We start from the raw sequence: 20,831 nt of genomic DNA, 5'->3' as shown, positions 1-20,831 counted from the left end.
GTGGGCAGGCGATGACCGCAGACTTCTCACCTCCAGGACGCCTGGAACGCGCCCTGGCCAGCCTGGGTGGGCTCGCCGTGGGCGACGCGCTTGGCTCGCAGTTCTTCGTTCCGGCGAACTATCCGCTGCTGAAGCGCCGCGAGCTGCCGCCCGGCTCCTGGCAGTGGACGGACGACACGGAAATGGCCTGCTCCGTGGTCGCCGTCCTGGCCGCACACCACCGAATCGACCAGGACGCCCTCGCGCTCTCCTTCGCCGAGCGACACGACTTCGACCGGGGCTACGGCCCCGCCGTCAACCGGCTGCTGCGCCTCGTCCGGGAAGGTGGCGACTGGCGCGAGCTGGCTGCCGGCCTGTTCAACGGGATGGGTTCCTGGGGCAACGGCGCCGCGATGCGGATCGCCCCTCTGGGGGCCTGGTACGCCGACGACCCGGAGCAGGCGACCCACCAGGCGGAGATCTCCGCGTATCCCACCCACCAGCATCGTGAGGCAGTCGTCGGAGCCATGGCGGTCGCCGCGGCCGCGGCGCTGGCCGGCTCCCCGGACGGCCCGCCCGGGCCCGAGGCCCTGCTCGACGGCGTCGTCGCTCTGATCCCGAAGAGCGCGGTCGGCGCGGGGCTGCGGCGCGCTCGCGACATGCTCGACTACGCCGACGCCGGCACCGTCGCCGCCGTCCTGGGATGCGGGCGGCGTACGACCGCTCACGACACCGTTCCCTTCGCCCTCTGGTCGGCCGCCCGGTCCCTGGGCGACTACGAGACCGCGTTCTGGACGACCTCCCAGGTCGGCGGGGATGTGGACACCACCTGTGCCATCGTGGGCGGCGTGCTCGCCTCGGCGGCGGCCGGAACTCCGCCCGCCGCATGGCTGGAGCGGACGGAGTCGCTGCCGGGCTGGCTGGCTGCGGCGGGCTGACGGCCTCGGGTGCCGGTGGCGCCGACCCGCGACCCTTCGAAAACTCTCCGTATCGATCGGGAACTCTGTGTGACGGGCGGGCGTTGTCCGGGCAGAGATCGAGCGACGACTGGATTCGTGCGGGGAGAGTTCCGCATTTACAGGGGGTTGGTGGTGTGGTGCGTGCCGTTGTGGGTGCTGGTGGCGCTCCTCCCTGCGTTGGGGGCCGTGGTGCGAAGGGCCGGCCCGATGCCTTTGCCGCATGTCCCTCGGGCATGGTCCGGCCCTTCACGGTCTCGCGCGGACCCGGCGGTCGGCTCAGGCGATTCCAGGGCCCGCGGTGCCCGACAGGGCTTCGAGATCGCTCTTGCGGACCTTGATCACCAGCCACGCGGTGGCCAGCGCGAGCACCGCCATCGCGGCGGCCGGGATGAAGGCGGTCGAGATGCCGTGGGCGAGCACCTCGTGCCCCCAGGGCGCGGGCAGTTGGTGTGTCCTGGCGAATTCCGCCTTCTGCGCCGCCGAACCGTCGGCGAGGAACTTCGGCAGTTGTTCCGTCGCCTCGTCCTTGCTGGCCGTTCCGAAGACCGTCGTCAGAATGGACAGTCCCAACGAACCACCCACCTGCTGCGTGGCGTTGAGCAGTCCGGAGGCGGCGCCCGCCTCGTGCTGGGCGACTCCGGAGACTGCTGTCACGGTGGCCGTCACGAAGTTCAGGCCCATGCCGAAGCCGAACACCACCATCGGGCCGAGTACTCCGCCGAGGTAGGAACTGTCGGGCTTGATGAACGCCTGCCAGGTGAGCCCGACGACGACGAGCGCCGAGCCGGTCACCATGAACGGCTTGGGGCCGAACCTGGGGAGGAACTGCTGCGACAGGCCGGCGCCGACCGCGATCGCCGCCGTCACGGGCAGGAAGGCGAGCCCTGCCTTGATCGGGCTGTAGCCGAGCACGTTCTGCACGAACAGCACGATGTAGAAGAACATGCCGAACATCGCGGCAGCCAGGCTCAGCATGATCACATAGGTACCGGAGCGGTTGCGGTCCGCGAACATCTTCAGCGGGGTGATCGGCTCCCTGGCCCGCGTCTCGATCAGTACGAAGGCCACGAGGAGCACGGCGGCGGCACCGAAGGACCCGAGGGTCATGGTGTCGCGCCAGCCGTCCTCCGAGGCGCGGATGAAGCCGTACACGAGCGAGGCCATGCCCGCGGTGGAGGTCAGCGCGCCCGCGATGTCGAAGCGCCCGGGGTGCCGTTCGGACTCGCTGATGTAGAGCGGGGTGAGCGCGGCTATCAACAGGCCGATGGGCACGTTGACGAAGAGCACCCAGCGCCAGTCGAGCCAGTCGGTGAGCATGCCGCCCGCGAGCAGGCCGATGGCGCCACCTCCCGCCGACACGCCGGCGAAGACGCCGAACGCCCGGTTCCGCTCCGGGCCTTCGGGGAACGTGGTGGTGATGAGCGCGAGCGACGCCGGCGACGCGATCGCGCCACCCATGCCCTGGAGAGCGCGTGCGGCGAGCAACTGCCAGGGCTCCTGGGCGAGACCGCCGAGCAGGGAGGCGAAGGTGAACAGCAGGATGCCGGTCACGAACACCCGGCGGCGGCCGAGGATGTCACCGGCTCGCGCCCCGAGCAGGAGCAGGCCTCCGAAGGTCAGCGTGTAGGCGCTGACCACCCACGTGAGGTCCGTGGTGCTGAACTTGAGCGCTTCTTGAATGTGCGGGAGAGCGATGTTCACAATCGTCGCGTCGAGTACCACCATGAGTTGGCAGGCCGCGATGACGGTGAGCGCGATGCCGGGGTGTCCCTCCCGGCGCGCTGCTCCGGGCTTGCCTTTCCGTACCAGCTGAGAGGTTGTCACTGTGGATCCCCCACGAAGGTGTTAGTGAACGCAGACGTTCACTGCCCGTCAAAGGTAGTGAGTCCCCAACAGGGAACGCAAGCGTTCACTTAACTTGCCGTCGCGTGCCGCGTCCCCCGCTGTCGTCGCGCGATCGGTCCGATGTCCCGGAGTCCCCACTCCCTCTTGCTCGCTGGAGAAACTCAGATGGATACCTCGCGCTGGGCGGCCGCTCCTGCCCCGACGGCCTCCCTGCGTCGGCGCGGCGCCGTGCTCGAACGCGCGATCCTGGACGCCGCGCTGGAGCAGCTCGGCACGGTCGGCTGGAACGGCCTCACGATGGAGGGTGTCGCCGCGGGTGCCCAGACCGGCAAGGCGGCCGTCTATCGCCGCTGGCCGTCGAAGGAGGATCTCGTCGCCGACGCGCTTCAGGCGGCACTGCCCCGGCTGGAGGGGGCGCCCGACCTGGGTGCCGTGCGCGAGGACCTGCTGGCGCTCTGCCGTCAGGCGCGTGCAGCCATGTTCTCCCTCCCCGGTTCTGCTCTTCGCGCCGTGATTCACGAATGCGATCAGTCTCAAGCCGGGCGCTTCCATGGTGTGATCTTCGACGGTGTTGTCGAGCCGACCATCAAGCTGTTGCGTGAGGTCATTACCCGTGGAATAGGGCGCGGTGAGGTCCGGCCTGATGCCGCGAACGGCTACGTCTTCGACGCCATCCCGGCGATGATGATGTACCGGTCAAAGATGTGCGGCAGTGAATGGAGTGATCGGGATCTCGAAGAGATGATCGACCTGCTGATGCTTCCACTGTTGCGGCCGGAAGGTGCCTGAGGAAGGGTGTGGCGGGCCTCGGCGGCGGCGGGGGAACCGGGGTGTCGCGCGATGATCCCGGCGGCGTACGCTTAGGGCGCCATGCCGTACGAACCACCTACTCACACCGTCGAGCGCTCCCTGCGTGCCACGACCGGAGCGAAGGTCATTGCCGGTGTCGACGAGGTGGGGCGCGGCGCCTGGGCCGGGCCCGTCACCGTCTGCGCGGCGGTCACCGGACTCCGTCGCCCGCCCGAGGGCCTCACCGACTCCAAACTGCTCAGCGTCAAGCGCCGCACGGTGCTGGCGGAGGAGCTGTTGACGTGGGTGACCACCCATGCGCTGGGGCATGCCTCGCCGGAGGAGATCGACGATCTGGGGATGACGGCAGCGTTGCGGCTTGCGGCGGTGCGCGCCCTGGAGGCACTGCCGGTCCGCCCCGACGCGGTGATCCTGGACGGGAAACACGACTACCTCGGCACCCCGTGGAAGGTTCGTACGGTGATCAAGGGCGACCGCTCCTGCGTGGCGGTGGCGGCGGCTTCGGTGATCGCCAAGGTTCAGCGCGACAAAATGATGGCCGAACTGGGTGTCGACCATGCAGACTTCGGTTTTGCGGACAACGCCGGGTATCCGTCGCCCGTCCACAAGGCCGCACTGGAGGAGCGGGGACCCACCCCGCATCACCGGTTGTCGTGGGCGTATCTTGATGCGCTGCCCCAGTGGCGGCACCTCAAGAAGGTCCGCAGCTCGGCGGATGGAAGCGTTCCGGAGATCGAGGGTCAACTCGGCTTCGATTTCTGACGCCTCTGCTCGCACTGTTGTGCCACCCGGTCGCGTGCATCGCGCCAATGTTTGATAAATATCAGCTCATGCCTCTCATTCCCGAGGAGCCTCCGATTCACGAGAGTGCCCAGGGTCCCAGCGTCACTCCGGCCAGTGGCCGTATCGCGCCGACCCCTCGCCCCGTACCCGGCCCCCGCCCCGCGGCTCCGTCGCGTCCCGGTCGTCCCGGCCCTCTCCGGCCGGCGCCGCCGGTGCAACGCGCACCGCGCGACGTGGCCGTGAACAAGCCGACCCCATCGGGTCCGGCCGCTCCCGCCGCGGCTGCGGCGACCCCGCAGATCCAGCTGATCCCGGCTTCGGCCGAGGGTGCCCTCGACGCCGCCGAGGAGGCAGTGGACCTGCTCCTGGAGTCGGGCCGTACCCCCGGTGACGTACTGGTGATCACCACCGGTGAACGGCACCCGTGGGCCGACCACGAACTGTCCTTCGGCGAGGCCTCCTACTGGGCCCAGCACGACGCGGGCGACGACGTCTTCTACGCGGATGCCTCCGTGGCCTCGCGTGCGACGTCCCGTGCCGTCGTCGTGGTCGCCGTCAACGGCGGGCCTGCCTCCGCTGCCCTGACCACCCTGCCGCTGGCCCACTCTCGTGCCGGTGCCCTGCTGATCGTCTGCGGTGACCCGCAGCAGATCAACTCGGTGCTGGGCGCGGGCGTCTGAGCCCTGTCCGCCGTCTCCGGAAGCACCGGGGGCGACGTATGGGTGCGGTCATGGCACCTGCACGGCGGGACCTCTGTCGTGCCCGGATTCCGGCCGTGGCCGCGCTTCGCCAGGTGATGGCGTCCGGCCTACGGCTGCTGGAGGGCACGGGCAGAGGTACTGCGGGATGCTCTCGGGCACAGTCCGGGTGCGGCCGTGCGTCGTTCTGGCCGCTGGTCCGTCCCGGCCTGCGGATCCGCTGGGACGGGGGCCGTTTTCCGGGGACGGTGTCGGCGGCCCGGCGTCGACGACGGCGCCGGTGAAGCGGGTGGCGCTTCGGCCGTCGTCAGCGAGCCGCCGCGCGGCGCAGGACGTCCGACATGGCGCCGCCGGTGCGGGGTGACGGGGGTGGGACATCCATGGCGCCCCAGGGCTCGGGAGGTGAGTCCGTGCTCGGCCGACGGCCCCCACGGCCCTCGCCGAGCACCTGCCAGCCGTCCCGCGTCAGCGTGATGTAGGCCCCGCAGCGCAGGCCGTGCAACGTGCATGCGTCACGCAGTCCCCACATCCACGCGCCGTCCTCCTCCGTCCACCGCGCGTCCCCCTCGCGGCAGTAGAGGAGCACGGCCGTACGCACGGGTGTGCGCCGCCGGAGGTCGTGCGGAATCACCAGGCGCAGCTGGGCCAACAGCGCGTTGCGGAACATCCAGCCGTCGGCCGGCGCGGCGCGGCGGACGAACGAGGCGCTCGCCAGCAGCCGTTCCTCCGGATCGAGAACGGCGACGATCGCGGTCGCCACTCCGGGCCGGTGCCGTGTGTGCAGTCCGCTGACAACCTCGCGGGGATTGCGCAGCAGCGGGATGCCGGCGGCGGCCCACTCGGCGGGTTCGAGCAGGCGACTGGCGGAAGCGGCGGATGCGGACGTCGGCATCGAGGCCGCCGAGGACGGAGCGAATCCGAAGGTCACGGTCCTCCCTTCGGCTACGCGCCCACACTGCGGGCGGGGTCGGATTCGGGGGACGCGCACCGCAGCGAAGCCCAACCGGATCACGAGCGAGCCGTGCGGGGAGCGGATCTCAATTCTTCCTGTCGAACTTGGATGCGGCAACGAGCAATTGGGGCCACCGGCTGTTATCCGATGATGCGTGGCTTATATCCCTACCCTCGGGGGAGCCTGATCATCCGTGTGCGTTCGAGTACAGCACGTCCGCGCGCGACGGGTGACGTCTGGTCCGCGGTCGGCCTGGGACCGGCTGATCAGTAGTGCGGTCGAGATTCGCACGGCGACGCAGTTCGCCGCCACGAGAGCTCCCGGAGCTGCTTGTCCGGCAGAATGTGAGCCCTGAGCGAACGTCGTGTCACGTTGAGTGAAGTGGCTGATTGTGCGTGCGATCAGGTTGCATGGGGGCATGGACGATCTGAAGCTGCGCGCCGAGGCCGATGCCATCCTCGCGGAGCTGGTCGGCGACCCCGCCGGTTCGGCGCGACTGCGGGAGGACCAGTGGCAGGCGGTGGCGGCCCTGGTCGAGGAGCGCCGACGAGCGCTGGTGGTGCAGCGCACCGGCTGGGGCAAGTCGGCGGTGTACTTCGTCGCGACGGCCCTGCTGCGCCGACGCGGCTCCGGTCCTACGGTGATCGTTTCCCCGCTGCTGGCGTTGATGCGCAACCAGGTCGAGTCCGCCGCGCGAGCCGGAATCCGGGCGCGCACCATCAACTCGGCGAATCCGGAGGAGTGGGACTCGATCCACGAAGAGGTGGAGCGTGGTGAGACCGACGTCCTGCTGGTGAGTCCGGAGCGCCTCAATTCCGTGGACTTCCGCGATCAACTGTTGCCCAAGCTCGCGTCGACGACCGGTCTGCTGGTGGTTGACGAGGCACACTGCATCTCCGACTGGGGGCACGACTTCCGCCCTGACTACCGCAGGCTGCGGGCGATGCTCGCCGAGCTGGCTCCAGGCGTGCCGGTGCTGGCCACCACGGCGACCGCCAATGCCCGCGTGACCGCGGATGTCGCCGAGCAGCTGGGCACGGGCGCCGGCGAGGCCCTGGTGCTGCGTGGCCCGCTGGAGAGGGAGAGCCTGCGCCTCGGGGTCGTAAGGCTGCCGGACGCCGCACACCGCCTGGCCTGGCTCGCCCAGCACCTGGACAAGCTGCCTGGCTCGGGGATCATCTACACCCTCACCGTGGCCGCGGCCGAGGAGGCCACCGCCTTCCTGCGCCAACGAGGGTTGCGGGTGGCCTCCTACACGGGGCGCACGGAGAACGCCGACCGGCAGCAGGCGGAGTCCGATCTGCTGGGGAACCGGGTCAAGGCGCTGGTCGCGACCTCGGCGCTGGGCATGGGCTTCGACAAACCGGACCTGGGGTTCGTGGCGCACCTCGGCTCGCCCTCCTCGCCGATCGCCTACTACCAGCAGGTGGGGCGGGCCGGTCGCGGCGTGGAGCACGCGGAGGTGCTTCTCCTGCCCGGCAAGGAGGACGAGGCAATCTGGCGCTACTTCGCCGACACCGCCTTCCCGGCCGAGGAGCAGGTGCGCCAGACGCTCTCGGCGCTGGCCGGTGCGGGACGGCCGCTGTCCGCACCGGCCCTGGAAGCCGTGGTGGACCTACGGCGCACCCGTCTGGAAACCATGCTGAAGGTGCTCGACGTGGACGGGGCCGTCGAGCGGGTCAAGGGAGGCTGGGTCTCCACCGGTCAGCCGTGGGTCTACGACGCCGAGCGGTACGCTTGGGTCGCCCGGCAGCGTGCAGCCGAGCAACAGGCCATGCGTGACTATGTGGAAACGTCGCGGTGCCGGATGGAGTTCCTGCGTCGGCAACTGGACGACGAGGGAGCCGCCCCGTGCGGCCGTTGCGACAACTGCGCCGGTGCTTGGATCGACTCCGCGGTTTCCGCGGAGGCGTTGAGCGGAGCGGTGCGCGAACTCGACCGCCCCGGAGTGGAGGTCGAGCCGCGTCGGATGTGGCCGACGGGCATGCCCGCCCTGGGGGTCGACCTCAAGGGGCGCATCCCGGTCAAGGAGCAGTGTTCCACCGGCCGGGCCCTGGGACGGCTCTCGGACATCGGCTGGGGCAACCGCTTGCGTCCGCTGCTGGCGGAGAGCGCGGCCGACGGGCCGGTGCCCGACGACGTCCTGCGGGCCGCGGTGACGGTTCTCGCCGACTGGGCGCGATCCCGGGGCGGTTGGGCGCCGGACGCCCCGGACGCCTCCGCCCGGCCCGTGGGAGTGGTCGCCCTGCCGTCCATGACCCGCCCGCAACTCGTCGGTTCCCTTGCCGAGGGAATCGCGGCCGTCGGCCGCCTGCCGTTCCTGGGCAGCCTGACCTACACCGGGCCGGGCGGCGCGCACGCGGCACGCCGCAGCAACTCGGCCCAGCGCCTCAAGGCCCTCTCCGGTGCCCTCACCGTTCCCGAGCAACTCGCCGACGCTCTGCGGCAGTCCCCGGGTCCCGTCCTGCTCGTGGACGACTGCACCGACTCCGGCTGGACCCTCGCGGTCGCCGCCCGGCTGCTGCGCCGAGCGGGCAGCGAAGGGGTCCTTCCACTGGTCCTCGCCGCGGCCGGCTGACCGGGGCGCCCAGCCGGTTGGCGCCGAGCCGCTTGTCGTGCTCCTGCCTGGAGTTGTCCACAGGCTCAAGCGGAATTTCGGGATCCGCGAGATCGTCGGCTCATGACGAATCACAGCGAAACGACCGGATCCTTCGAAAACGGCGACATCGCCGGACAGGGCACGCACAAACTGCCCCCCGGAGACCCGGGGCGAGAGGCCGTGACCGAGCTCGGGACGGGTTTCGGGCTCGCGGCGCCCGAGAGCCAGGTCACCCTGCGCACCCCGGCCGAACTGGCCGACGCGCTGCCCTATCTGCTGGGCTACCGCCCCGAGGACAGCATCGTGTTGGTTGCCCTCCACGACCGTGGCGGACGTGGTCGCTTCGGCGGCCGGGCCAGGCTCGGCATCCCCGCGAGCACGGACGACTGGGAAGCGGCCGCCCGGCAACTGACACGCGGCCTGGTGGCCGGCAGCGAGCGCAGGGGCACCCGGCCGGAACAGATGGTCGCCTACGTCTGCCAGGAACCGGCGCGGGGCGAGTCGGGCCGCGACGTCATGCGGCGCCTGCGTCCGCTCGCGCAACTGCTGCGCACCGAGTGCGGACTCCTCGACGTACCGGTCATCGAGGCGCTGTGCATCTCGGGCGGCCGGTTCTGGTCCTACTGCTGCCCGACCGAGGGCTGTTGTCCGGACGACGGGGCTCCGATGGGACTTCCCGGCACCTCCGTACTCGCGGCCGCCGCCACCTTCGCCGGCATCCAAGTGCGCGGCACGCTGCGCGAATTGCGGGCGAGGCTGCTCCCCTGGGAGACCTCCGCGGCACTGGAACAGGAGATCGCCCTGGACGCTGCCGGAATGCCCTTGGTCTCCAGGATCCTCGACGACGCGACCCGCGAGGGCGTCGCGACGGAGACGCTCGACCTCGCCCAGCGTGTCATCGACCGGTTCGGCGCCGCGCCTCCGGTGTCCGGCACGCTCCCCGCGGACCTTCGCGACGACGAACTGCTCACTCACGAAGAGGCGGCGACCCTGATCCTCGGCCTCCAGGACCGCACGACTCGGGACAGGGCCGCCGCGTGGATGGAGGGCGACGAGGCCGGTCCGGCCCTGCGCCTGTGGCGCGCCCTGTCCCGCCGCTGTGTCGGCCCATACGGCGAACACGCGGCGGCCACGCTCACCCTCGCGGGCTGGGTTGCCTGGTCGATCGGAGACGACCTGGAGGCCAGGGAAGCCCTCGCGATGGCACTGGGCGCCGATCCGGACTACCTGTTCGCCCGCCTCCTTCATCAGGCCTGCAACGAGGGCCTGGACCCGGAGGCGATCCGCCGCTGTCTTCGCACGGAACGCGCGGACACGCCGGAACGTACGCAGGGGGCGAAGCCGGAAGTCGCTGCGGAGACGAGGGTGGAGTGCGAGGAGGGTGCCGAGGAGCCCGACACGAAGTCCGAGGAGCTCGACACGAAGGCGGAGGCGGCCCTGGCGGAGAACGAGGAAGGGGCGGCCGGGAGGCTCGGCACCGCGCCACGATGTGACGGCCCGGGAGCAGGCTCGCCTCGACGCCGTCGGGTGGGTACCGTCGGCGGAACCGACAGCACACGCCCGGCGCGGGTGCGGATCCGCCGTTCCCGGTCCGATGGCACGCGTGCGCGTACGGCAGTCCCGGTCCCGGACCGCACCCGCCCCGGCGCCGCCCGGCCGGCGGTCACGCGCAAGCGTGCGTCTTCGGAGGGCGACAGGCGGCTCGGGGACACCGCGCCAGGAGGCGTCCGGTCAGCAGCTGATGACACGGAAACGGACGCGTGAGCGGCGCCTCGCGGCCTTTTGCGAGCATCGGGCCGACGGCCCGGCGGCACGGGCGTCGACGGTCGGCGCGGGACCGGCCGGACGCCGCCATTCGGTCGGCTTCCCTGGTCGGAGGCGTGACCTGGGGGAGTCCCGTGCCGTTCACCTGGGTGGCGGTACCTCCAGTCGGGCCGTGCCGCCGTACGTTCGCTGTTCCTCCGGAGCCTTCCACCCGGCGCCGAGTACGTCCGAGTCGCACAGAGCGCAGAAGAAGCCGCCCCATGCATCAGCCGCCCCCGCCCACCGCCGCCGACGACCACCACCCCGCCCCGGGCCTGCCCGTGCCGTCTCCGCCGGGCGGCGCCGGCCTCCCGCCACCGGACAGCGCGGGCGCCCCAGCCCGGTCACAGGTCCTGGGGATCACGTCCGCGCCGCCCCCGGCATCCCTGGCATCCCCGGCGTCCAAGGACCGGTCCGTGCCTCCTTCCCTCCCTGCTTCTCCGGCCGCCGCACCGCTAGGGAACCGGCCGCCACCTTTGTCCAGCTCCGCGTCTCGGGAGTCCGCCACCCGGCCCGCGCTCACGGCCCCCCGTCGCTCCGCCGACTTCCCGCCCACCCACACGGCCCTGATCTGCGTCGCCCTGCCAGGGCTGGCCATCTCGACGGAGCAGGGGCAACTGACCGGACACGGGCTGGAGGGTTTCTACCGCGCGGGCCGCAGGCTGCTCTCCCGGTGCCAGCTCCGGGTATCCGGACGGGAACCACTGGCGATGCAGGCCAGGATGACCGCGGCTGACCAGGCTCGGTTCGTCGGCACCCTGCGTACCACCCCGGGTGTCGGCCCCGACCCGGACGTGGTGATCGAGCGCATCCGCCAGGCGGACGGCATCGAGCGCATCATCTTCCGCAGCGCCGCCGTGCGCCCCCTGCGGCTGCCGGTCGAGGTCGCTCTCGGTACGGACCTCGCCGACCTGAGCGCCATCGCCTCCGGCAGCGTGGGTCCCGAACTGTCCGCCACCGTCCACGACTCCGGCCTGCGCTGGACCTGCCCCACCGGGAACGCCACGGTCACCGCGAACCCGCCTCCGATGGACGCCCTGGCCTCTGCGGGGCTGCTGCGCTGGGAGCTCGAACTTCCACCGGGCGGAACGGCGACCGTGGAACTACGGGTAAGACCGGAGGGGGCGGGACCGCTCAGAACCGCGAGCCGTACCGGCGCGAACCCCCTGGCGCAGGCCAGAGCGGCAGGTGACGACCCCAGGGTCGCCGCTCTGATGCGGACCAGCGTCGAGGACCTCCAGTCCCTGCTGCTGCGCGACCCTTCGCACCCCACCGACACCTACCTGGCGGCAGGAGCGCCCTGGCGCTGCGGCATGGCACCGGCCGAGGCGCTGGCCGCCGCGCGCATGACGTTGCCGCTGGGCACCCGGCTGGCCGGGGGCACACTGCGCACCCTCGCCCGTACCCAAGTCACGGCCCCGGGACCGGCACAGGGCATGATCCCCGGACCACGCCGGGACGCGGGCCCCCATGTGCCGCCGGGGTGCACGGGTGTGGAGGCCACGCTCCTGTTTCCCACCTTGCTCGCGGAAGCACGTCGCTGGGGGCTCCCGGAGCAGGAGACAGCGGAACTCCTGCCCACGGCCGAGCGATGTCTTGCCTGGCTGCGGACCACCGTCGGCGACAGCACCTACCTGTGCGACCCCCAGCCCGTCGGCCCCGTCCGCTGCGAGACCCAGGCCCACGCCCATCGAGCGGCACTGCTGGGCGCCGACCTCCTGGACGCCCACGGCAGACCCGGTGCCGCCGAGCTACGACAGTGGGCGGCCGAACTGCGGGCCGCGTTCCGGGCGGACTTCTGGATCGAGGACCACGCCGGTGGCCGTCCGGCCGCCGCCCGCACCCCGGACGGCCGCCTCCTGCCGCACCTCGGCGCCGCCGCTGTCCATCTCCTGGACACCGGCCTGCTCGGCGAGGGGGAACCCGCACCCGGTCTGCTCGACAGAGCGCGGACCGAACAGCTCGCCCGGCTGTTCGAGAGCCATGCCATGGACTCGGGATGGGGACTGCGTGGGCTGAGTACGAAGGACGCGGGACACAACGCGTTCGGGCACCGGGCCGGGGCCGTCCGTGTCCACGAGACCGCGATCGCCTTCGCCGGCCTTGCCGCCGCCGGCCATGAGAAGGAGGCGGGCGGGCTGTTGCGCGGTCTCCTGGCGGCCGCCGAGCACTTCGGCCACCGGCTGCCCGAGATGTACGCGGGGGAGCAGCGCTTCGACGGCAGTGCCCCGCTTCCCCACCCGGCGGCCTGCCGGCCCGCGGCCACGGCTGCGGCCTCCGGCGTGCTGCTGCTGACCGCCCTCGCCGGCATCCGCCCGGATGTCCCCGGCCGCACGGTCACCCTGCGCCCCGTACGCGGTGCCCCCCTCGGCGAGATCGGCTTCACGGGACTGCGGATCGCCGGCGCACCCTTCTCCGTGCGCGTCGGCAGGCTCGGGATCGCCATGGTCGAGGAAGCGGCCGACGGCCTGCAGTTGGGGGCGTGACCTCGGACGACCCGACCCGGCGGACAGGTGGGACCGGTCAGGGAGCCGCACGGGGCGGAAGCGGATCAGCCATTGCCGCGATCACCGGAGGGAGGTGTTTATCGTCAGGAAGACGACTATGATCGCCGCATGCCCTACGACCCGTCAGCCTTTCCGCCCTTCGCCGTCACCGTGGACCTGGTCGTGCTGACCGTGCGCCGCCATGCGCTGTGCGCGCTGACGGTGCGCAGGGGTGAGTCTCCGTTCCAGGGGTGCTGGGCGCTGCCCGGCGGCTTCGTGCGGGCCGACGAGGACCTGGCGCAGGCCGCGGCCCGCGAACTCGCCGAGGAGACGGGTCTGCATGCCCACGACCCCTCCGCACCCGTCCAGGACGGTGGCGCGCACCTCGAACAGCTCGCGACCTACGGCGACCCCGAACGGGACCCGCGGATGCGTGTGGTCAGCGTTGCCCACCTGGCCCTCGCCCCCGACCTGCCTGCGCCCAGGGCGGGTGGCGACGCCAGCAACGCACGCTGGGCCCCGGTGGAGGAACTGTTGCGGCAGGACGTGCACGGCCGTGACGGCGAGCCCGGGGCGCCGCTCGCCTTCGACCACGCCCAGATCCTGGCGGACGGGGTGGAGCGGGCCCGTTCCAAGATCGAGTACTCGTCGCTGGCGACGGCGTTCTGCCCGCCCGAGTTCACCGTGGGCGAGCTGCGCCGTGTCTACGAGGCGGTGTGGGGAGTCGTCCTCGACCCCCGCAACTTCCACCGCAAGGTGACCGGTACCCCGGGGTTCCTCGTCCCCGCCGGTGGCACCACCACACGCCAGGGCGGCCGCCCGGCCCAGCTCTTCCGCGCCGGCGGCGCCACCCTGCTCAACCCGCCGATGCTGCGCCCCGAAGTGTGACCGTCGATCCATACGGGCAATAGTTTAAGGACAGTTCAGGCGATACCGAGAAAAACGGGCATAGCGCGCTATCTTGCTGTAGGTGATCGAAGCCTTCGGACTGACCAGCATCCCCCGCAAGGCGAACCCGCCCGCCGTCGACGACATCTCCTTCGGGGCGCACGCCGGCCGTGTCACCGCGCTCCTCGGCGCGCCGGGCGCGGGCAAGACGACGGTGCTCCGGTTGATGCTCGAACTCCAGCCAGGCAGAGGCATCACCCACTTCAAGGGCAGACCCCTGCATCACATCGCCCATCCCGCGCGCGAAGTCGGCGTGCTCCTCGGCGACGTGCCCGGACATCCGGCCCGCTCCGTCCGTGGACACCTGCGCATGCTGTGCGCCGCGACGGGAGTTCCCGCCCGGCGCGCCGACGAGGTTCTCGAAGTGGTCGGTCTGGTGAGCCTGCGTGAGGAACGCGTGGGCACGTTGTCACGCGGCATGGACCGTCGGCTCGGTCTGGCCTGCGCTCTGCTGCCCGATCCGCACACGCTCGTCCTGGACGCCCCCACGGGCGGCCTGTCGGCCCGCGAGGCCCGCTGGCTGCACGGGATGCTCCGGGCGCACGCGGCCCAGGGCGGCACGGTCCTGTACACCACGGGTGATCCCAAGGAAGCGGCCCGCTCCTCCGACCGGGTCGTCACCTTGGACAGTGGCAGACTCGTCGCCGACCAGGAGGCGGTGGAGTTCGGCCGCACCCGGCTGCGTCCCCGTGTGGCCGTCCGCAGTCCGCACGCCGCCCGGCTCGCGGCCGTGCTCACCAAGGAGGCCCGTACCGAACGGCGTTCCGTGGAGGTCGTCCGGGAGGGTGGCAACTGCCTTTTCGTGTATGGCAGTACGACAGCCGATGTCGGCGAGGCCGCCTTCCGGAACAACATCCTCGTCCATCAACTCGCGGACGAGACGGGCGACATGGGGCCCGGTGCGGGAGGGTGCCCCACTGATCGGCGCCGTCCGGGCGACGAGCCGGTCTGTACGGGCCGAGAGAAACCTTTCGACGAGCCGCCCCAGGGGGACGCAGCGGCACTCTCCGGCGAACCGGTTCCGGCGGACCGGGCGGAACCCTCTGGCGAGCCGCAGTCGTCGGACCACCCGAGGATTCCCGGCGGGCGGCTGGCCGCGGACCGTCCTGGGGCGGCCGACCGCACCGTGTCCGCCGTTCGTCCCGGGGCGGCCGACCGGCCGGTGGTCCTCGCCCGGATGGAGGCGTTCGGCGGGTCTGTGACCGGCGTGCAGTCGGCGAAGCCCGACGGCGCAGTGCCGGTGAGTCAGGAGGAGCCGTCGGGGGACGCGTCGAACGTGGACCGGCCGCATGGCCTCGACGACCTGTCCGGTCATGACAGGACGCAGCCCCTCGGCGGACTGTCCGCACCTGATCCCGCACGGTCGGCCGAACTGCCGTCCGCTCCGGATGGCAAGCGGAGTACCGTCTCACCGGAGTCGCCGGTCGACCGGCTTCCCGCCGCGAGTGACCGATCGCAGCCGGACTCCGACCACGCCTCGACGGCCGGTGCGGAACCCGCCGACACTCAGGCTGCCGGTGCACGGGCTCTCGCCATGCCGATGGCCCAGGACGGTCGACATCCGGACAACGCCGCCCCGCCGCCCATCTCCGTCCGCCCGGCCCCCGGCCCACTGCGTCCCCTCAGCTATGAACTCCGTCGTGCCACCGGCGTCGTCACGGGCTTCGCCATCTGCGGTGCCGTGCTCGTGGTGTCCGCGATCACAGCCGTACTGCTCGCTCGGCTCGCCCACACCGAACAGGGGCACCTGTTCGCGGCCTGGCCGCGGGGGCTGCCCCTGCCCCCCGCCGCGCTCGGAGCCGGGCTGCTCGGCGCACTCGCCTTCGGCGACGAGTTCCGCCACCCCGCGCTGGCAGCGAACCGCGGCACCGTGCCCCGTCGGCTGGGGCTGCTCGCCGCGAAGCTCGTCGTCTCCGGGGCCATGGCGCTCGTGCTGGCCTTTCTCACCGCGGGCTGCGACGCGGAAGTGCTCTATCTCGTATACGGCCGGGAGCTCACGCAAGTTCCCGCCGACTGGTTTTCGATGGCCGCGAGCTGGTTCGGGCTGGTGGCGGGGTGTGCCTGGGCGGGCGTGCTGGCCGCCGGTGTCTTCCGGTCCACCGCGGCCGGACTCGCCGGGGTGCTGGCCGTACCCGTCGTGGGAGTCCCGCTGGTGCAGAAGGCGCTGGAGGGATCGACGGTACGGATGGCCGCCGGGCTTTCGGTGCGCATGCGCGAGACCCTGCTGCTGAGGTGGCCCTTCGGGGGAGAGCGGTACCTGACCGGAGCGGCTCGGGTGCTGACTCAACCCGTGGGCGTGGCGCTCGCGTTGTCACTGGCTGGTCTGCTCTGTGCATATCTGCTCACGACCCTGAGAACGAGGGCCCGATGACGACTGTCCGTACGCATCCGATCCCGCCGTGCGCACAACTCCCCGGAGAACGCCCATTTCTTTCCGATAAGGCGTCAATTGCGACGGGGTGAGCGATCACCCTTTCGTGTGCTTTTCACCAAAGACCTCAAGGGAGTTGGAGACGGCGCCGACAAAGGATCCGTGAGTACCCTTGCGCACACCATGATGACCGCCGCCCGCTCCGTAGACTCAGGTCTCGTCGGACCGGGCGAACTCGACCGTTACCCCTACACCGAGGCCTCCGCCGTCGACCGTGTCGGAGCGCCTGTCTGGGACGGTGCGGAACCGGAGCTGGGCCGTGTCGGCCGACGCGCCGCGGGCAGCCGCGGACGCGGGCTGCACGGCCAACTCGTTCAGCAGCTGGGACAGATGATCGTCTCGGGCGACCTGGGCGCGGATCGCCCGCTGGTGCCCGAGGAGATCGGCCAGCGTTTCGAGGTCTCCCGCACCGTCGTCCGCGAGTCCCTCCGTGTCCTGGAGGCCAAGGGCCTGGTCAGCGCCCGCCCGAACGTCGGCACGCGCGTCCGTCCCGTCAGCGACTGGAACCTCCTGGACCCGGACATCATCGAGTGGCGGGCCTTCGGCCCGCAGCGCGACGATCAGCGGCGTGAGCTGAGCGAGCTGCGCTGGACGATCGAGCCGCTCGCCGCTCGCCTCGCCGCCGGGCACGGCCGCGAGGAGGTCCAGCAGCGCCTGTCCGACATGGTCGAGATCATGGGCCACTCCATGGGGCAGGGCGACGCGCTCACCTTCTCCCGCGCCGATTCCGAGTTCCACGGGCTGCTCATCCAGATCGCGGGCAACCGCATGCTGGAGCACCTCTCCGGCATCGTGTCCGCCGCGCTCCAGGTCTCCGGCGGCCCGGTGACCGGTTGCGACCGGCCGACCGAGTCGTCCCTGACGCACCACGCCCGGATCGTCGACGCGCTGGGTGCCGGCGACGGCGCTGCGGCCGAGGCGGCCATGCGGCAGCTGCTGACCGTTCAACCCGAGGTGGAGCGCGTAGTACCCGCCCCGCGCGAGCACTGACCCCGGCGCGGGGGCGGTGCGGTCGGTGAGTGCCGCGGTGCGGTGGCGATGCCGGGGTCTGGGACCCGTCTGTCGCCGGACCCCGCCGGACCTTCTGGAGTCCGGCGGGGTCCGGTAGGTCCAGCGGGGTCCCGGTAGGTCCAGCAGGGTCCGGTGGTGGCGGGGCCGGCGGCACAACCCACGGGAACGGCGCGGTCGAGATCGTCGGCGATATAATTTCTCCATATCTGACCGCTTTTATTCAGTTACGGGGTGTGACTCGGGCCACGTAGATTGGGCGTAACGCTCGTGGGAGCAGCGCGATGACCTAAGAGGTGACAGCCGCGGAGGGAATACGGACGCCATCTATGGCGCTGTGAGTCTTCCCGGCCCCCGCCCGCGCCGTCGGCCCATCCCCAAGCCGGCGGTCGGCCCCTGTTCGTCGTGGACGGGGCCGGAAGCCGTTTTCCAACGTTCCGAGAGGTTGTTCGTGTCGGCCAGCACATCCCGTACGCTCCCGCCGGAGATCGCCGAGTCCGTCTCTGTCATGGCGCTCATTGAGCGGGGAAAGGCTGAGGGGCAGATCGCCGGCGATGACGTGCGTCGGGCCTTCGAAGCTGACCAGATTCCGGCCACTCAGTGGAAGAACGTACTGCGCAGCCTCAACCAGATCCTTGAGGAAGAGGGTGTGACGCTGATGGTCAGTGCCGCGGAGCCCAAGCGCACCCGAAAGAGCGTCGCAGCGAAGAGTCCGGCCAAGCGCACCGCCACCAAGACGGTCGCGGCCAAGACGGTGACCACCAGGAAGGCCACCGCCACCACGGCGGCCCCGGTCGCGTCCGCCGCCGACGAGGACATCGAAGCCGCCGAGGAAGCCGCACCCGCCAAGAAGGCCGCGGCCAAGAAGGCGACCGCGAAGAAGGCGGTCGCGAAGAAGACCGTCGCCAAGAAGACGGCGGCGAAGAAGACCACTGCCAAGAAGGACGACGCCGAGCTCCTTGAGGAAGAGGTCCTTGAGGAAGCCAAGGGCGCCGAGGAGCCCGAGGGCGCCGAGAGCGCCGGCTTCGTGCTGTCCGACGAGGACGAGGACGACGCGCCCGCGCAGCAGGTCGCCGCGGCCGGCGCCACCGCCGACCCGGTCAAGGACTACCTCAAGCAGATCGGCAAGGTCCCCCTGCTCAACGCAGAGCAGGAGGTCGAACTCGCCAAGCGCATCGAGGCCGGTCTGTTCGCCGAGGACAAGCTCGCGAACGCCGACAAGCTCGCACCCAAGCTCAAGCGTGAGCTGGAGATCATCGCCGAGGACGGCCGCCGGGCCAAGAACCACCTTCTGGAGGCCAACCTCCGACTGGTGGTGTCCCTGGCCAAGCGCTACACCGGCCGCGGCATGCTCTTCCTGGACCTCATCCAGGAGGGCAACCTCGGTCTGATCCGCGCGGTCGAGAAGTTCGACTACACCAAGGGTTACAAGTTCTCCACCTACGCCACGTGGTGGATCCGCCAGGCGATCACCCGTGCCATGGCCGACCAGGCCCGCACCATCCGTATCCCGGTGCACATGGTCGAGGTCATCAACAAGCTCGCGCGCGTGCAGCGCCAGATGCTCCAGGACCTGGGCCGTGAGCCCACCCCGGAGGAGCTGGCCAAGGAACTCGACATGACCCCGGAGAAGGTCATCGAGGTCCAGAAGTACGGCCGTGAGCCCATCTCCCTGCACACCCCGCTGGGTGAGGACGGTGACAGCGAGTTCGGTGACCTCATCGAGGACTCCGAGGCCGTCGTGCCGGCCGACGCGGTCAGCTTCACACTGCTCCAGGAGCAGCTGCACTCCGTCCTGGACACCCTGTCCGAGCGGGAGGCGGGCGTCGTCTCCATGCGCTTCGGTCTCACCGACGGTCAGCCGAAGACCCTCGACGAGATCGGCAAGGTCTACGGCGTGACACGTGAGCGCATCCGCCAGATCGAGTCCAAGACCATGTCGAAGCTGCGACACCCGTCGCGCTCCCAGGTGCTGCGCGACTACCTCGACTAGGTCACGGTCGTAACCGTACGAAGGCCCGGTCCCGACGAGGGGACCGGGCCTTCGTGCTGCGCCGTGCGGCACTCTGGATCACTCTGGGTTTCCCAAGACCACCCCGGAGTGAGGAGCGTGCATGCCTCGTACTTTCGCGCGGGCCCTGGCGCGGCCGCTGGTCATGGCGGCCGCCATGACCGCCATACCTCTGTTCAACGCCGTCCCCGTCGCGGCGGACAGCGTCGTTGTCGGGGGCTTCCCCGTCGATGTGTCCGAGACTCCCTGGACGGTCGCGCTGTCCAGCCGTGACCGGTTCGGGGGTACGCGGGCGGGACAGTTCTGCGGCGGCGTGGCGATCGGCCGCACCACCGTGCTGACCGCGGCGCACTGTGTGGGCGACGAAGCCCTGGGAAGCCCGCCGAGCAGGGCGCGTGACCTCAAGGTGATCGCGGGACGCACGGATCTGCTGTCGGGCGAGGGCAAGGAGATCCCCGTCAAGGAGGCCCGGATCAATCCGCGGTACAACCCGGTCGACAACAGCGGGGACTTTGCCGTACTCACCCTCGCGGAGCCGCTGCCGCAGAGTTCGGTGATCGCTCTCGCGGCCGAGGGGGACGCCGCATATGTGCCGGGGGCGAGTGCGCTGGTCTCCGGCTGGGGCGATGTGACGGGATCCGGCGCCTACACGGTGCGGCTGCACGCCGCACAGGTGAACGTGCTGGCCGACGCGCTCTGCGAGCAGGCCTATCCGGATGGCGTCGACGGCGCCTACCGCCCCGACTCCATGCTGTGTGCCGGGGAGGCCCAGGGCGGCCCTGACGCCTGCCAGGGGGACAGCGGAGGGCCGCTGGTCGCCGACGGGCGGCTCATCGGGCTCGTGTCCTGGGGTGACGGCTGCGGACGGCCGGGGAGTCCGGGGGTCTACACCCGGGTGTCCGCGATCGCACAGGCGCTGGGCTCGATCGGCGGCGACTCCTCGTCGGAGTCGGCGCCGGAGCCGCACAAGGGCACCTGAGAGGCCGCCTGACCGCAAAAGACGGGTGGCCGCTCCTCCAGGAGGAGCGGCCACCCTGATCCGGCCTGTGCCGGAGCTGGCTCGTCGTGGATGCGAGTGTCAGCGATCTTCTTCGGAGGCGGAGGCGGATGCGGGGGCGGCCGTCAGCCGCTCCGTCTCGTCCTGTATCTCAGCGGCGATCTTCTTGAGTTCCGGCTCGAACTTGCGGCCGTGGTGGGCGCAGAAGAGCAGTTCGCCGCCGCTGAGCAGGACGACCCGCAGGTACGCCTGGGCGCCGCAGCGGTCGCAGCGATCAGCGGCCGTCAGCGGGCTCGCGGGGGTCAGAACAGTAGTCACGTCGCCTCTTCTCTAGCTCGACGAGCTGTCGTACCAGGGTCAACATCCAACCAGCCCGAAAACGTTCCCGCTCGTGGCTTTTCCTCGAAAAAAATCTTTCGGGGCGGCTGTCTGCTGCCGGTTGGCGGCGAATGTGCCGTATTGCGTGTCTTCGATGCTTACGGGTTCGCGCTGATTTATTCGGTTCGGGTCCCCCCGGCTGGG

15 protein-coding genes are annotated in these 20,831 nt (G+C 70.9%); 12 read left to right on the top strand and 3 right to left on the bottom strand.

Annotated features, from left to right (window positions below; translation table 11 throughout):
* Window positions 1–11: 11 nt before the first annotated feature.
* Window positions 12–917, top strand: a complete 906-nt coding sequence (locus ACIPK3_RS26440) for an ADP-ribosylglycohydrolase family protein (protein WP_402573499.1) — start codon at window positions 12–14, stop codon at window positions 915–917.
* A 297-nt stretch (window positions 918–1,214) separates the two neighbouring features.
* On the opposite strand, the gene ACIPK3_RS26435 is transcribed toward ACIPK3_RS26440, so the two are convergent.
* Complete coding sequence (locus tag ACIPK3_RS26435) at window positions 1,215–2,762, bottom strand: MFS transporter (protein ID WP_402573497.1); 1,548 nt, start codon at window positions 2,760–2,762, stop codon at window positions 1,215–1,217.
* A 186-nt stretch (window positions 2,763–2,948) separates the two neighbouring features.
* Between ACIPK3_RS26435 and ACIPK3_RS26430 the strand changes: the two genes are divergently transcribed.
* The 3 genes from ACIPK3_RS26430 (at window position 2,949) to ACIPK3_RS26420 (ending at window position 5,056) form a co-directional block, all read left to right on the top strand.
* Window positions 2,949–3,572, top strand: coding sequence for a TetR/AcrR family transcriptional regulator (locus ACIPK3_RS26430; RefSeq protein ID WP_402573495.1), 624 nt, complete (start codon window positions 2,949–2,951; stop codon window positions 3,570–3,572).
* Window positions 3,573–3,653: 81 nt separating this feature from the next.
* Complete coding sequence (locus ACIPK3_RS26425; RefSeq protein ID WP_402573493.1) at window positions 3,654–4,355, top strand: ribonuclease HII; 702 nt, start codon at window positions 3,654–3,656, stop codon at window positions 4,353–4,355.
* 68 nt (window positions 4,356–4,423) lie between these two features.
* Window positions 4,424–5,056 carry a hypothetical protein gene (locus ACIPK3_RS26420; RefSeq protein WP_402573492.1) on the top strand — a complete coding sequence of 211 codons (633 nt, stop codon included), beginning with the start codon at window positions 4,424–4,426 and terminating at the stop codon, window positions 5,054–5,056.
* Window positions 5,057–5,381: 325 nt separating this feature from the next.
* Here ACIPK3_RS26420 and ACIPK3_RS26415 read toward each other — a convergent pair whose 3' ends face one another.
* Window positions 5,382–6,002, bottom strand: coding sequence for a hypothetical protein (locus ACIPK3_RS26415; protein WP_402573490.1), 621 nt, complete (start codon window positions 6,000–6,002; stop codon window positions 5,382–5,384).
* 442 nt (window positions 6,003–6,444) lie between these two features.
* On the opposite strand from ACIPK3_RS26415, the gene ACIPK3_RS26410 reads away from it, so the two are divergent.
* The 8 genes from ACIPK3_RS26410 to ACIPK3_RS26375 all read left to right on the top strand — a co-directional run bounded on the left by ACIPK3_RS26410 (window position 6,445) and on the right by ACIPK3_RS26375 (window position 20,291).
* The gene (locus tag ACIPK3_RS26410; protein ID WP_402573488.1) at window positions 6,445–8,604 is read left to right on the top strand and encodes a RecQ family ATP-dependent DNA helicase; all 2,160 of its coding nucleotides are present in this window, start codon (window positions 6,445–6,447) and stop codon (window positions 8,602–8,604) included.
* 102 nt (window positions 8,605–8,706) lie between these two features.
* A complete protein-coding gene (locus ACIPK3_RS26405; RefSeq protein WP_402573486.1) occupies window positions 8,707–10,389 on the top strand; it encodes a DUF4192 family protein in 1,683 nt (560 codons plus the stop codon).
* Window positions 10,390–10,997: 608 nt separating this feature from the next.
* Entirely contained in the window at window positions 10,998–12,914 is a 1,917-nt protein-coding gene (locus ACIPK3_RS26400; RefSeq protein ID WP_402573599.1) for a glycogen debranching N-terminal domain-containing protein, read from the top strand.
* Between the two features lie 129 nt (window positions 12,915–13,043).
* Window positions 13,044–13,802 (top strand): NUDIX domain-containing protein, encoded by a 759-nt coding sequence (locus ACIPK3_RS26395; RefSeq protein ID WP_402573485.1) that lies wholly within the window; start codon window positions 13,044–13,046, stop codon window positions 13,800–13,802.
* An 82-nt stretch (window positions 13,803–13,884) separates the two neighbouring features.
* Window positions 13,885–16,233: an ATP-binding cassette domain-containing protein gene (locus ACIPK3_RS26390; RefSeq protein WP_402573483.1), complete on the top strand. Its 2,349-nt coding sequence runs from the start codon at window positions 13,885–13,887 to the stop codon at window positions 16,231–16,233.
* A 162-nt stretch (window positions 16,234–16,395) separates the two neighbouring features.
* Window positions 16,396–17,283: a FadR/GntR family transcriptional regulator gene (locus ACIPK3_RS26385; protein WP_402573481.1), complete on the top strand. Its 888-nt coding sequence runs from the start codon at window positions 16,396–16,398 to the stop codon at window positions 17,281–17,283.
* 469 nt (window positions 17,284–17,752) lie between these two features.
* Window positions 17,753–19,294, top strand: a complete 1,542-nt coding sequence (locus tag ACIPK3_RS26380) for an RNA polymerase sigma factor (RefSeq protein WP_402573479.1) — start codon at window positions 17,753–17,755, stop codon at window positions 19,292–19,294.
* A 121-nt stretch (window positions 19,295–19,415) separates the two neighbouring features.
* Window positions 19,416–20,291, top strand: a complete 876-nt coding sequence (locus ACIPK3_RS26375; RefSeq protein ID WP_402573477.1) for a serine protease — start codon at window positions 19,416–19,418, stop codon at window positions 20,289–20,291.
* A gap of 99 nt (window positions 20,292–20,390) precedes the next feature.
* On the opposite strand, the gene ACIPK3_RS26370 is transcribed toward ACIPK3_RS26375, so the two are convergent.
* A complete protein-coding gene (locus ACIPK3_RS26370; protein WP_402573475.1) occupies window positions 20,391–20,627 on the bottom strand; it encodes a hypothetical protein in 237 nt (78 codons plus the stop codon).
* Between the last annotated feature and the right edge of the window lie 204 nt (window positions 20,628–20,831).

The sequence above is a fragment of the Streptomyces sp. NPDC086787 genome (assembly GCF_044745865.1).
Taxonomy (GTDB): Bacteria; Actinomycetota; Actinomycetes; order Streptomycetales; family Streptomycetaceae; genus Streptomyces.
This window is presented reverse-complemented; position numbering and strand designations above follow the sequence as displayed.